This is a genomic window from Burkholderia sp. HI4860 (assembly GCF_002223045.2).
Taxonomy (GTDB): Bacteria; Pseudomonadota; Gammaproteobacteria; order Burkholderiales; family Burkholderiaceae; genus Burkholderia.
The window spans coordinates 2,433,278-2,446,819 of the sequence record NZ_NKFO02000001.1 but is presented as its reverse complement, the minus strand read 5'-3'; the positions used below and the strand labels follow the sequence as shown (position 1 = coordinate 2,446,819).

10 protein-coding genes and 1 pseudogene are annotated in these 13,542 nt (G+C 68.6%); 7 read left to right on the top strand and 4 right to left on the bottom strand.

The window, feature by feature from the left end:
* The first annotated feature begins 153 nt into the window (after positions 1-153).
* Complete coding sequence (locus CFB34_RS10925; RefSeq protein WP_089442482.1) at positions 154-1,713, top strand: hypothetical protein; 1,560 nt, start codon at positions 154-156, stop codon at positions 1,711-1,713.
* A gap of 137 nt (positions 1,714-1,850) precedes the next feature.
* Here the strand turns inward: CFB34_RS10925 and CFB34_RS10920 are convergent, their stop codons facing one another.
* Positions 1,851-2,873: a DNA-binding protein gene (locus CFB34_RS10920; protein ID WP_089442483.1), complete on the bottom strand. Its 1,023-nt coding sequence runs from the start codon at positions 2,871-2,873 to the stop codon at positions 1,851-1,853.
* Between the two features lie 498 nt (positions 2,874-3,371).
* On the opposite strand from CFB34_RS10920, the gene CFB34_RS10915 reads away from it, so the two are divergent.
* Both CFB34_RS10915 and CFB34_RS10910 read left to right on the top strand, forming a co-directional pair.
* Complete coding sequence (locus CFB34_RS10915; RefSeq protein ID WP_089442484.1) at positions 3,372-4,556, top strand: thiolase family protein; 1,185 nt, start codon at positions 3,372-3,374, stop codon at positions 4,554-4,556.
* 252 nt (positions 4,557-4,808) lie between these two features.
* A complete protein-coding gene (locus tag CFB34_RS10910; RefSeq protein WP_089442485.1) occupies positions 4,809-5,474 on the top strand; it encodes a cation diffusion facilitator family transporter in 666 nt (221 codons plus the stop codon).
* A 199-nt stretch (positions 5,475-5,673) separates the two neighbouring features.
* Here CFB34_RS10910 and CFB34_RS10905 read toward each other — a convergent pair whose 3' ends face one another.
* Positions 5,674-6,864, bottom strand: a complete 1,191-nt coding sequence (locus tag CFB34_RS10905) for a LuxR family transcriptional regulator (RefSeq protein ID WP_069251570.1) — start codon at positions 6,862-6,864, stop codon at positions 5,674-5,676.
* Positions 6,865-7,145: 281 nt separating this feature from the next.
* Between CFB34_RS10905 and CFB34_RS10900 the strand changes: the two genes are divergently transcribed.
* The 3 genes and pseudogenes from CFB34_RS10900 to CFB34_RS10890 all read left to right on the top strand — a co-directional run.
* On the top strand, positions 7,146-8,084 hold the full coding sequence (locus CFB34_RS10900; RefSeq protein WP_089442486.1) for an alpha/beta hydrolase: 939 nt from the start codon (positions 7,146-7,148) through the stop codon (positions 8,082-8,084).
* On the top strand, positions 8,081-9,205 hold the full coding sequence (gene ribBA / locus CFB34_RS10895; RefSeq protein ID WP_089442487.1) for a bifunctional 3,4-dihydroxy-2-butanone-4-phosphate synthase/GTP cyclohydrolase II: 1,125 nt from the start codon (positions 8,081-8,083) through the stop codon (positions 9,203-9,205). Before CFB34_RS10900 ends, ribBA begins: the two co-directional genes overlap by 4 nt.
* A gap of 194 nt (positions 9,206-9,399) precedes the next feature.
* Positions 9,400-9,606, top strand: a pseudogene (locus CFB34_RS10890) (type II toxin-antitoxin system HipA family toxin); the annotation flags it as partial.
* A 31-nt stretch (positions 9,607-9,637) separates the two neighbouring features.
* Here CFB34_RS10890 and CFB34_RS10885 read toward each other — a convergent pair.
* Positions 9,638-10,822, bottom strand: coding sequence for a DUF2252 family protein (locus tag CFB34_RS10885; RefSeq protein ID WP_242808592.1), 1,185 nt, complete (start codon positions 10,820-10,822; stop codon positions 9,638-9,640).
* A 263-nt stretch (positions 10,823-11,085) separates the two neighbouring features.
* On the opposite strand from CFB34_RS10885, the gene CFB34_RS10880 reads away from it, so the two are divergent.
* Positions 11,086-12,321 carry an NADH:flavin oxidoreductase gene (locus tag CFB34_RS10880; protein WP_089442489.1) on the top strand — a complete coding sequence of 412 codons (1,236 nt, stop codon included), beginning with the start codon at positions 11,086-11,088 and terminating at the stop codon, positions 12,319-12,321.
* Between the two features lie 67 nt (positions 12,322-12,388).
* Here CFB34_RS10880 and CFB34_RS10875 read toward each other — a convergent pair whose 3' ends face one another.
* Positions 12,389-13,516: a VOC family protein gene (locus CFB34_RS10875; RefSeq protein ID WP_089442490.1), complete on the bottom strand. Its 1,128-nt coding sequence runs from the start codon at positions 13,514-13,516 to the stop codon at positions 12,389-12,391.
* Between the last annotated feature and the right edge of the window lie 26 nt (positions 13,517-13,542).

The window sequence follows — 13,542 nt, the reverse complement described above, 5'->3', positions numbered from 1 at the left end:
CGACTCGGTTTCGTCGCAGGCGTTTCATCGATCTCCCGCATAAATACGCGCGGCGCATGTGCCGGCGATCGCATCATTTCGACCGGCATTGCACACGTGTGCAATGCGCCGGATCGTCGTTGTCGCCACCCGAAACCGTGACCAGGAACGCCCATGACCGCTTCGAAACCCGAACGCCCGTCCGCGCCGAACCGCCGGCGCTTTATCCAGCGCGGCGCCGCGCTGACTCTGTCGCCGCTCGTCGGCTCGCTGGCTGCCTGCGGCGGCGACGGCAGCCCGACGTCCGCGTCGTCGTTCGCCGCCGATGCCTCCGCGCGCAGCTACGGCATCGCCGACCGCTCGATCACGATCAACGTCGTCAATGCGATCCCGTCGACGACGCTCGCGTACGGCAACGCGGCGAGCCAGAGCGGCTCGGTGCCGCAGGCGTCGCAAACGCAGGTTGCGAGCGGGCAATCGACCGCCGTCAGCGCGTCGAACAGCTGGGGCGACTGCACGGGATCGTTCAGCCTTGCCGGCGGCGACGCCTCGTTTGCCATTTCGTACACGCATCCGTTCGGGTCGCAACCGACCACCGTCAGCGTCACGCCGTCGGCCGGCTACGTGTCGGGCGCCGACGCGGCGACGTTTCCCGGTCACGACTCGGTCGCGAATCTCACGCTGTATCGCGGCGTCGCGACCGCGAACGGCGCGTGGGTCGTCCCGCTCGCGCAACTCGCGACGCCGCCGGCCAACAACTGCCAGGATTTCGCGAACAGCATGTTCGGCAGCAACGTGCGCACGGCCGCGGCCATCCAGTCCGCGTACCAAAGCACCGGCCCGCTCGGCTACGTGCCGCCCGCCGACTTCACCGGCGGCCAGCTGGCGGGTTTCGTCGCGCAATGGGTGCAGCGCTGGCAGAGCGGCGCGGCCTATGGCGTGCTGCCCGCTGCCGATGCGCAACTCGTCGACGCGCTGAAGCAGTACGTATCCAGTGCGTCGAACGCCGGCCCGCTGACGATGTGGGTGCCGCAGATCGCGTGGCAGGCCGGTTCCGATCCGGCCGTGTTCGCGCTGACGGGTTATCGCGCGTTTCCGTTCGTCGATGCGCAGGGCAACTGGAACGCGAGCACGCTGTCCGCGTTCCTGACGCTGCTGGCGGCCGGCTCGCATATCGTCGCGATCAGCGCGACGAGCGATCTGCCGGCGGGCGTCACGATGCAGGCGTTCGACAGCTTCATGGGGGCGAGCGGGCTGACGACGTCGACGGATATCGGCAACTCGCACTACGCGTCGGTGTTGAACACGACGGGCCGCTATTACCTGAGCGTCGGCAGCGATTTCGCGCCGGCCAACTGCGGGCTGATCCTGTCGTTCCTGTACGGGCGCACGGTGAACAACCTGCTCGCGGGCGCCGGCGCGTACAACACGTTCATCCAGCTCGAAGGCTGGCAGGCCGGTGGTTCGCGACACAACGCGGACTATGCGACGTATCAGCAGACGCTGTGGAACATCTCGACGTATGGGGCGTCCGCGTATAGCGAGAAGCGCGCGACGTCGATCTTCCTCGCACCGGCCGGGTGGGCGCCGCAGGTCTATCAGACGACGCGGATGATGCCGTACGTCGGCGCCTATGCGCAGTCGAATGGGTCGCCGCAGGGCTGGCTCAACACGTCGCTCGTCACGATTCCGGCGGATGCGCCGGCGTTGCCGTCGCGGTATGTGTCGAGTTGATCGGTATCGGCGGATGGGTGGGCGATCGGGGGTGTGAGGGGCTCGGTCGCTGGCCTGCTGGCTTCGGGTTTCAGGATTCGGGCTTCAGGCTTCAGGCGTGCGTCGCCGTCGGCCGACGCACGCTTGCGGTTTCTGCTTCAACGAGGCGGCGCTTCGTCCGCGCGCTTTCGCGTGCGTGCCCGCCGCTCGTCCCGTTGTGCGGCTGGCGCTGCCTTGGCGCCACGCAAGGCCGACCGGCGCGAGAGCGCCGTCATTTCGCGCCGCAGCGCATCGAGTTCCTTGACCCGTGCGGCCTCGGTCGCCTGCGCACCGTCGAGCTGCCCTTGAAGCACGCCGCATCGATGCAGTGCGTCGCCGAGTTGCGCCTGCAGCGCGGCCACCTCCTTGCGCTGCTGCGCATCGCGCTGCTCCATCCGCAATGCCGCTGCCTCGAGTTCCTTCTGCAGCCGCGCGGCTGCGAGCCGCTCACGATCGATCTCCTGAAGCGCCCGCTTCTCCGACGCGCGCAAGCGCTCCTCGGCCCGGCCGGCATCGTCGCGCAGCCGGTCGAGCTGGGTGGTGAAATCCGCGCGTGCCTGCGCAAGTGCGCGGTCGCCTTCCGCGTTATCGGTCGTGAGGCGTTCGATGTCCGCTTGCAACGCTTGCCGCAACGCGTCGTCCGCCGCCCTCGCCTGTTCCAGTTCCTGAATGCGCACCTGCGCGGCCAGCAGCGCGGCCGTGCGTTGCTCCAGCGCGGTTTCGGTGCGGGCCAGTTCGGCCTGCAATGCCGCGACTTCCTCCTTCGCTGCCACCCGCTCGGCCTCGACCTCCGCGCGCAATGCGTCGAGCGCGCCGGCCGCGTCGGCGCTCGACCGGTTCCATAGCGCCGCCACCAGTTCACCGGCGGCTGCCTGCAGATCGGCCGGCAGATCGGGATGGTCGATGCGCACGCGACTCTTTTCCCGCAGCTCGGCCCAGAACTCGCCGAGGACGGCCGTCGGCGTGCTCATGCTGCCCTTGCGGACGAGCTGGTACAGGCGGTTCGCGGTCGGCGTGATGCCGAAGCGGAAGAACAGCAGCGCGCAGGCTTCGCGATACAGCTCGCGGGTTTTCGGGAAGTCGGCCTTGAGACGCTCGATTTCGGCGGTCAGGCGGGATTCGTCGGCAGCGAGATCGGACATGGTGGGGTGGGCTGGTGATTTCGTAAATAATATAACGTAAACCGTTAAATTTCCAATTCATCACGCCTTGTAATTTGACATTATTTCTATAATGTCGAGATGGTCGAAGTCGGCACTTGCGTAGGAAATCGCCGAGCACGACACGTCGCTCCACCCGCCCGAACACCAAAACGCCTCCGCCATCGGCGCAAAAAACCGTCAGAAAGCCCACCGCCGGCCGCGACGTGCGCGTCGTCATGCGAGCCCCACCCCGCCCCGATCACGTGCCCTGCCCCTTAATCTCTTCCGCAAAGCCCCCGTTGACAGTATGCATATGCATAGATACCGTTCGCTAACAGTGCGGCGCGTAATTCCGTCACAGGAGGCAGCCGCATTGCACCGCGCCGGCGGTCCTGCCGGCGTCACGGCGCAATCGAACCGGCGACGCGAATGGCGCGGCGTGTTCCCGTTCGCAATCGACTCGTCCGCGCAGCTTGCAACGCGATCCAGGAACGCAACATGAGTACACGCGAAGTCGTCATTTGCCACCCCGTCCGGACACCGATCGGTACGTTCAACGGATCCCTGAAGGACACCCCGGCCACCGAGCTCGGGGCGATCGCCATCCGCGAAACCTTGCGGCGCAGCGGCCTCGACGGCGCGGCGATCGACACGGTCGTGCTGGGCAACGTGATCCAGGCCGGCAACAAGATGAATCCGGCCAGGCAGGCCGCCATCGGCGCGGGCCTGCCGGTCAAGGTGCCGGCGCTCACGGTCAACCGCGTCTGCGGCTCCGGCGCGCAGGCGGTCGTCAACGCCGCGCAGGAGATCCTGCTGGGCTACGCGAATGCGGCGGTTGCCGGCGGCATGGAAAGCATGGAGCGTGCGCCGTACCTGCTCGACGGCGCACGCTCGGGTTACCGGATGGGCGACGCGCCGATCCGCGACAGCATGCTGCGCGACGGCCTCGTCGATGCGTTTTCCGACCAGCATTCGGGTTGGCATACCGAGGATCTCGCGAGCCAGCTCGACATCTCGCGCGATCGCCAGGATCGCTGGGCGCTCCGCTCGCAGCAGCGCTTTTCCACCGCGCTGGCGGACGGCAAGTTCGACGCCGAACTCGTGCCGGTCGACGTCCTGCTGCGCAAGACGCGCGTCGCGTTTGCGCGCGACGAGACGCCGCGCCCCGACACGACGCTCGAAGCGCTCGCGAAGCTGAAACCCGCGTTCCGCCCGGATGGCACGATTACCGCGGGCAATGCACCGGGCCTGAACAGCGGCGCGGCGGCGATGCTGGTTGCGGATCGCGCATTCGCCGACGCGCACGGGATCGCGCCGAGCGCGCGGCTGGTTGCATTCGGCGTCGCCGCCGTCGAACCCGGCATGTTCGGGCTCGGCCCCGTGCCGGCCGTCAGGATCGCGCTGGAGCGGGCGGGCTGGACGCTGGCCGACGTCGAGCGCTTCGAGATCAACGAAGCGTTCGCAGTCGTGCCGATCGCGGTGGCGGCCCAGCTCGGCATCGCCGAGGAGATCGTCAACGTGGAAGGCGGCGCGATTGCGCACGGCCATGCGATCGGGGCGACGGGTGCGGTGCTGACGACCCGCCTGATCCATTCGATGCGGCGCGACGGCATCAGGCGCGGCGTCGTCACGCTGTGCATAGGCGGCGGCCAGGGCATCGCGCTGGCGATCGAGGCGCTTTGAGTCGAAGCGGACGCATCGACGATTCGGATGAAAGGGAAAGGCCGCGGGCGACGAGGTCCGCGGCGCAGTGTTCCCGAGACACGATCCAGCCGGCCACCTTCGCGGCGGCGCCTCGCCGTGTTGGCGCGGGCGGCCCGGGCGCTTCCGTACGCATCGCGCACGGTTTCGGCGATTGCCCCGTGTCACGGATCTGCCACCGTCGATCGGTAGCGTTCGGGTCTCTGATCTACGCTATCGACAGACGAATTCGCCATGCAGCGCACGTCGCGCGCCACGCCCCACGTCTATGCGGCCACGTCCCGCGCCCTCGCCGTCAGCCTCGCGATCAACCTGCTGCTGCTCGCCGTCGAGACGGCCGCGGCGTGGTCCGCGCATTCGTCGGGGCTGCTCGCGGACGTCGCCCACGCGGCGATCGATCTCGCCGCCGATGCGCTGATTCTCGTCGCGTGCCGGCTCGACGCACGCCTGCCGCCGGCGCGGCGCCCGACGTACGAACCGCTCGCGCTCGCGGGCCTCGGTGCGTTGCTCGTGGTAACCGGCGCGCAGATGATCTGGCATTCGACGAACCGGTTCGCGCTGCCGCCCGTCGTGCAGCCGGGCGCGGCGACGCTCGCACTCGTCGCGCTCACGCTCGCCGGCAAGGCCGGGCTGTCGCACTGGATGCTGCGCAAGGCGCGCGAGACCGGCTCCGCGCTGCTCGAGGCGAGCGGCTGGCATGTGCGGACCGATGCGCTGTCGTCGTTGCTGGCGGCGCTCGCGATGAGCGCGGCATGGGTCGGCTTCGGTCGTCTCGACGATCTGGCCGCGCTGGCGATCGGCGCACTCGTGATCCGTACGGGTGTGGGTTTCATCCGGCGCGGCTGTACGCAGTGGCCGGCGCTGTCGGCATGGGCGGATCGGTCGACGCGCGGCTCGTGAACGCAGCGCGCATCGCCCCGCATCGCGGGCGGCGCAGTAGCCGCTATCTGCGGCGATGAATGAAGAAGAGGCTCGCGCGGTGCGAGCCTCTTTTGCATGAGGTCGCCGCCCTCATCGTGCTATACGCGACGCGTTGACCGATGTCGATGTATCGCCAGACGAATGCGGCCGGTTCCGATGGATCGGCCCAGCCTGCCGCTTACCCGAGCGGCACGACACTTCCAAGCAGAATCCGCACGAGCGTCGCCTGGCGCGTGACACCCGTCTTCGAGAAGATCGCGCGCAGATGGGTGCGCGCCGTGTTCTTGCTGATCCCCGATTCCTCCGCGGCTTCCTCGAGCGTCAGCCCGTTCGTCAGCAGCAGCGCGAGCGACGTCTCGGCGGGCGTCAGGTCGAACAGCTTGCGGATGATTTCCTGCGCGCCCTGCGGCTTGCGGTCGGGGTCGCGCAGGAACAGCGTGACGGCAGGCCGCCGCTTGTTGTCCTCCGACCAGTCGGACAGCAGCACCGTGCGCACCAGCAGCCCGAGGCGCGGCTTGTCGAAGCTGCGCGTGATCGGCATCGCCTCGACGGTTGCCGCGGCCGTGCCGTGGTGCCCCATCACCGCATGGCGGATCAGCCGTTTCAGCGTGCGGTTCTCCTGCGCATCGGTCGCCTCGATCGTGCCGCGCGCAATCGTCAGACCGTTGTTCTGCTTGAGGATCTCGTCGGCCACGCTGTTCAGGTCGATGATCGTGCCGTTCTCGTCGAGCGTGATCGTGCCGATCTGCATCCGGTTGATCGCATTCGCATAGATCGAGCGTTCGACCTCGGCCGTGTCGAGCCGCGAATGCAATTCCACCGCGCGTTTCAGGTGCGGCAGCAGCAGCGCGCAGATCGCCTTGTCGCGCGCGGAAAACTGCTTCGACGCATGGTTGCGGCACACGCGGAAGCGGCACTCGACGCCCGACGCCGTGCGCAGGTCGGCGCCGAGGATATAGCGCACGTCCTGCGGCTTCAGGAACTGCTTGTACAGCTCGCTCGACAGCCAGCCGGTGTCGCCGAACACGTCGTCGACCGTGACCACGCGGTCGGCCGGCAGGCCCACGAACGGGTCGAGCGAATAGTAGTAGTTGTTGTACGACGCCTCGCCGTCGCCCGGCACCACCGGGCCGAATTCCGACGCGTGCACGGACAGCGGCGCGCGGCGGTCGCTCGCGGCCGCGCGCAGGATCAGCGTCACGTAGTTCGCCTGCAGCCAGCGGCGGACCAGTTCGAGCGCGCCGGCCCACGGCGGCGTCTCCAGCGGCCCCTGGTAGATGCGCGCCATCAGTTCGCTGAAATCCGCGACGCCGATGTCGGCCTCGTCACTGGTTGCCTGGCTCTCTTGCGGAGCCCATCTCGTCTCCATCAGCACGCTCCATCCTCCATACGACATGTTTCAGGCGCGACCCAACCGCGCCGCCATGATTAAGACGCGTCTAAATTCCGGCGTCATCGGGAGATTCACTGAATGGTGAGAATTGGCTACCCGTGCGAACGAACCATCGTCCGATCGGATGATGTGGCGCCCTGCCCGCTGCGCTGGAATGCCCGTCAGGCCGTGCCGGCAAGCGTCCGGCGCGGACTCAGGGAAAACCGCGACACGGGTTTACCTGATTCAAAACGCATCCGATTCAGACAGGAGTCCCCATGCCGCTCGACCCACAGGCGCAGGCGCTGCTCGCCGCGTTTGCCCAGGCACCCGCGATCGATTTCGCGCAGCTGACCGTTCCCGCATATCGCGCGAGCCTTGCCGCCAGCGGCGCGTTTGCCCCGGGCGATGCCGTCGCCGCCGAAGAGGACTGGCGGATTCCGCTGTCGGGCCGTCAGTTGTCCGCACGGCTGTATCGGCCCGCCGCCGATGGGCCGTTGCCGCTGACCGTGTTCTTCCACGGCGGCGGCTTCGTGTCGTGCGGAATCGATACGCATGCGAACCTGTGCCGCAGCCTTGCAATCCGGGCGCGCACGCTCGTGCTGTCGGTCGACTACCGGCTTGCGCCCGAGGCGCGCTTCCCGGCGGCCGCGCACGACGCATGCGACGCGGTGCGCTGGGCCGCCGCCAGTGCGCGCGATCTCGGCGCGCGCGCCGGGGCGATCGCCGTGGCCGGCGACAGCGCCGGCGGCAATCTGGCGGCCGTTGCCGCGCTGCAGTTGTGCGGCTCGGGCATCGCGATCGCGCACCAGTTGCTGCTGTATCCGGTCGTCGATTGCGCGACCGAGCATCCGTCGTACGAAACGCTCGGCAACGGCTATTTCCTGACGGCGGACGCGATGCGCTGGTTCAAGCACCACTATTTCGACGACGGCGCCGATCGCGCGTCGCCGCTCGCGAGCCCGCTCGCCGCGCCGGACGTCGCCGGCGTGGCGCCGGCGACGATCATCAGCGCCGAATTCGATCCGCTGCGGGACGAGGCAGAAGCCTATGCGCTGCGTCTCGCGCAGGCCGGCACCCCGGTGACGCTCGTGCGCTGGCCGGGCCAGCTTCACGGTTTCGCGAGCATGCTCGGCGCGATCGATGCCGCAGACCGCGTGCTGACCTTCGGCGCCGACGCGCTGCGCCGCGCGTTCGATGTGACGGAGGCACGATGACGCTCGCCGGCACGCTGGAGATCGTCGACGAACTGCGGGCGGGCCGGATGGTCCTGCTCGTCGACGAAGAGGATCGCGAGAACGAAGGCGATCTCGTGATCGCGGCCGATCACGTCACGCCGGACGCGATCAATTTCATGGCGCGCTTCGGGCGCGGGCTGATCTGCCTCACGCTGACCGCCGAGCGCTGCGAGCAGTTGAAGCTGCCGCCGATGGCCGATCGCAACGGCACGCCGTTCGGCACCGCGTTCACCGTCAGCATCGAGGCGGCCGAAGGCGTGACGACCGGCATTTCGGCGGCCGATCGCGCCCACACGATCCGTGCGGCGGTGCGGGCCGGCGCCCGCCCGGACGACCTCGTGCAGCCCGGCCACGTGTTCCCGATCGCCGCGCGCCCCGGCGGCGTGCTCGTGCGTGCGGGGCACACCGAGGCCGGCTGCGATCTCGCCGCGCTTGCGGGGCTCACGCCCGCGTCGGTGATCTGCGAGGTGATGAACGACGACGGCACGATGGCGCGGCTGCCCGAGCTGAAGGCGTTCGCCGCGCATCACGGGCTGAAGATCGGCACGATCGCCGACCTGATCCATTACCGGCGCGAGCACGAATCGCTCGTCGAACGCGTCGGCGAGCGGCGGTTGCATACGCCCTGGGGCCGATTCCGCGCGATCGAGTATCGCGACACCGTGCACGGCGCGCCGCATCTCGCGCTCGTGCGCGGCGAGCCCGATCCGTCGACGCCGGTGCTGACGCGCGTGCACGAATGCCATTCGCTGCTCGACCTGCTCGATGCGGAGCCGTCCGCGCACTCGTGGCCGCTGCACGCCGCGCTGCAACGGATCGACGCGACCGGCTGCGGGGTGGCGGTGCTGCTCGACTGCGACATGCGTGGTGACGCGACGCGGGTGCCGACCGGCCATGCGCGTCGCGACGGACGCGTGACGGGGATCGGCTCGCAGATCCTGCGCGAGCTCGGCGTGCGGCGGCTGAACGTGCTGTCGAGCCCGTTCCGGCTGCCGGCGCTGTCGGGGCACGACCTGGAAATCATGGCGTTCATTCCGCTCGGCGACGACGATCCGGAAAGCGCACGGAGCGTGCAGGCGAATCCGCTGCGGGCGGCGTGAGGTGTTGACGCGGGATGGGGGCGGCTTTACGCCTGACAGGCTATCGCCTGTTTTTGGCGGATACAGTCTTTGGTTTGTATTTTGACAACGCCTGCCGCCCGTCCGGCGTCCCGCAGTAATCCTGCTCTCCCGTCGGAGCCCGCATCGAGCGGCGCTTCAAGGTGCTGAGCACGGCTCGGCGTGCATAGGGCGACGAGATCGAGCCGTGCCACTGGATCGCGCAGGGCCGGCGTGTCGGCGTGACCGAAGACGACATGCACGCCGCGATGGCAGCCGTCGTCGCACGCACGGAACCCGCGATCGCCGAGGCTGCCGCGCAGATCCCGGCGGAGTTTCCGGCGGACGTGGCGGATGCGATCTTCGATGGCATGCGACGGCAGGTCCGCAAGGTGGGCGCGGCCGGTAGCCTCGGCCGTCGCCCGCGGCGATACGCTACGCGCCGGCGGCGAAGCGCCGGCAATGCTCCAGATACCCCGCCTCATGGCTGCTCACGAGCTGGACGATGCTGTTCCACAGCCACATCGGCGCATCGATCGTCTTCGCACGATTGCGGCCGAGTTCGGTGCGCCACGCCATGCGTGTCGGCTTGTCCATCTGGCGCGCGTGGGCCGCGCCGACCACCGCACCGAGATAGCGCGCGACGTCACGCGCATCGTCCTCGGCGAGCAGATCGATGTCGAGCTTCAGGTCCTGCGGCAGCAGTTCGCGGATCACGACCGCGCGGTCGAGCAGGCGCGCGGCCCGCATCCGCTCGCCGAGGGCCGGTGACAGATGCCGTGCGCCTTCCACGACGCGCTCGGCGTTGTCGCGCGGCATCGTGGCCGTTTCGTCGCGCGGTGCAGCGGCCGTCACGCCCTCCTTGATGTCCATCAGACACAAATCGTCGCCGTCGCTCACGTCGCCGTCGATGTCGAGCAGCACCGCGTAGCGCAGCCGTCCCAGCGAACTGCAGCCCTTCACCCAGTACGCCGCGTCGAGCACGTCGACCTTGCCCCCGTCCTTGCGGCCCTTGAGGCTCGTCGCGAGTGTCGCGATCGCCTCGTCGCCGAACAGCTGGCCGATCGCACGCGATTCCTTCGCACTCAGCGGCCAGAAGCGACGGCCAAGCGGAATCGTCGGCGCGAGCCCTTCGATCCGTTCGACCGCGAGTTGCCGCCACGAGCGGCGCATGGCCTGCTTCATCACGAGGTGCACGGGCTCGGGCCGTTCGGGCAGCTTCGCGTTGCGGCTGCCGAATGCCGACGCATAACCCGCCGTCATCGCCTCCATCATGTGCACGATCGTCAGGCCCGCCAGTGCGGACCCGCGCGCGGCCGTCGCCAGCGAAAGCCCGAGGCGGATCAGGTCGTGAACGGGATTGCCGATGACCGTCTGGTCGAGATCCCGGATCTGCACGTCGACCTTCCCTTCGCTGTTCGCGACCGGGCCGAGATTGCCGGTATGGCAGTCGCCGCAGATCCAGATCGACGGCCCGTGCGGCAGTGCGCTGCCGTTGGTTTCGACGAGCCATTCGTAGAAGCGCGCCGTATTGCCGCGCACGTACGCGTGGGGTGAACGCGCCATCTTCCGGCGGCGCTGTTCGGTCAGGATAGCCTGGCGCCCGGCGGGTTTCGGCATGCGCTTCTGCTTTTGTTTCCGCTTCGGTTGTGACTGGCTGCTCATGCGGTTCTCCGGATGTTCCTGTCGTGTGCGGCATGCCGCTCCGTCACGATGCCATCGATCGATGCCTTTCTGCAAACCGGCAGCGTCGCCGATGCCCGAACCCCCGGCTTGCCGTCTCATGCTTCATTCGGCCCGATCGGGGCCATCCACCTGGACGATGCGCGCCGGTGCGGGTTGCGCACAATGACCGTCGAACCCATTCCCGACGTCTCCCCGACATGGAACCCACCGAACCGTCCCCCGCGTTCAGCCCGCTGCAGATCGGCCCGCTGACGCTGCGCAACCGCCTGATCAAGTCCGCCACCAACGAGGGCATGACGCCGAACGGTGTGCCGTCGCGCGCGCTCGTCCGGTTTCACGAACGCATCGCCGAAGGGGGCGCCGCGCTGACGACCGTCGCATACTGCGCGATCAGCGACGACGGCCGCACGTTCGTCGACCAGGCGCGGCTCGACGCGCCGACGGTCCGCCAGTTCCGCGCGCTGACCGACGCCGTCCATCGCCATGGCGCCGCCGCATCCGCACAGATCACGCACGGCGGATGCTTCACGTTCCTGCCGTCGTTGTCGACCAAACGGCCATTGAGCGCGTCGGGCGGCTTCAACAAGGTCGGCGTGATGAGCGGCCGCTTCCTGAAGCAGGCGATGACGCACGACCAGATGTCGCTCATCGCCGATGAATTCGCGCAGGCCGCACGCCATGCGCGCGACGCCGGCTTCGATGCAGTCGAGATCCACATGGGGCACGGCTATCTGCTCAGCCAGTTCCTGTCGCCGCTGTACAACCGCCGCCGCGATGCATATGGCGGCGACGCGGCGCGGCGTGCCGCGTTCCCGGTCGAGGTGCTGCGCCGCGTGCTCGATGCGGTGGGCCGCGACCTCGCCGTCGTCTGCAAGCTCGGCGTGACCGAAGGCGTGCGCGGCGGCGGTACGGCCGACGACGCTTGCGAAGTCGCGCGGCGGCTCGAAGCCGAAGGCGCGCACCTGCTCGTGCTCAGTGGCGGGATGAACGTCGAATCGGTGTGGCAGTTGTTCGGCAGCCCGTTGCCCGGCGATGCGCGCGCGAATGCCGACAACGCGATCGTGCGCGCGGCAATGGCGCTGCAGAAGCTCACCGAGCCGAAGATGGGCGCGTTTCGGGAGATGTATTTCCTCGAGCACTCGAGGAAGGTGCGCGCGGCCGTCAGGATGCCGCTCGCTTACCTCGGCGGCGTGCGTTCACGCGCGAACGTCGAGCGGGCGATGCGCGAAGGGTTCGACGCGGTGGCGCTCGCACGCGCGCTCGTGTTCGAGCCGGATTTCGTCAACGGGCTGCGCGACGGCCGGCTCGCGCAGTCGGGCTGCACGTCGTGCAACCGCTGTGTCGTGTCGATGTACACGCCGGGCGGCACCGCGTGCGTGCTGCGCGAACCGAATGACCCCGCGCCGAACCGCGTGCCGGGCGCTGGCGCGTGAGGCTTGACGTGTAACGCGTGATGCCCGACGCAGGACGCCCGATGCCTGATGCGGGCGCCGCGGCCGCTCAGCCGGCGTCGCGTGCGCGGGCGAGTGCCGCGAGATTCCCTTCCCCGAACCCGTGGTGCCCCTTGCGCTGCACGATTTCGAAGAAGATCTCGCCGGGCCGGCGCTTGACGAAGGTCTGGAAGAACAGGCGCGGCACGCCGTCACTGCCGATCTCGCCGTCGACCAGCACCGCGCGACGGCGCAGCGCGTCGAGGTCGACGCCGTGCCCCGGCAGCCGTGCGTCGACGTCGTCGTAATAGCGGGCCGGCGGCTCGACGAATTCGACGCCGTTCGCTCGCAGCGCATCGACGCAGGACAGGATGTCGTCGGTGGCCAGCGCGACGTGCTGCACGCCCTCGCCGGGGTGGTCGGGCAGGTACGCATGCATCAGTTGGGTGCGCCGCGTGCCTTCCTCATAGACCGGAATCCGCACCGCGCCGCACGGCGACACCATCACGCGCGATTCCTCCGACACGTGCCAGTGCGCGTCGATTTCGTGGATCTCGCGAAAATGCAGCAGGTCGTGGTAGAAATCCAGCCACTCCTGCATGCGCCCCGCGCCGACGGTCTGCGTGAAATGATCGACCTGCTGCAGCCCGACACCCACGCAGTCGAGGTCGGTATGCGCGGTTGCGATGTCGATCGGCCGGAAATCGATGTCGAAGATCGAAATATCGCCAACGCCGCCGCGCTGGCCGTCGCGCCCGCGCCAGCGGTCGACGAAATAGAGGTGCGAATCGCCGATGCCCTGGATCGCCGGAATCTTCAGCTCGCCGACGCCGACCTTCTCGCCCTCGAACGCCCACGCGCCGAGCTCGATCGCCCGCTCGAACGCGCGCCGGGCGCTGGCCACGCGCAGCCCGATCGCGCAGACACCCATTCCATACTCCTCCGCGTAGCGCGCGGCGAACGAATCGGGCTCGGCGTTGATCAGGAAGTGCATCTGCCCTTGCCGGTACAGCGTGACGTTCTTGCTGACGTGCCGTGCGATCGCCTTGAAGCCGAACTGCTCGAAGCGCTGCGCGAGCGCCTCCGGCACGGGCGCCGCGAATTCGACGAACTCGAGGCCGGCCATCCCGAGCGGATTGGCAGCCGGATCGGCAACGGGCGGCGTATCGCTGGACAGCGGGTGGGAATTGCCGGGCATTCCAGTCTCCGGGGGCATGCGGTCGA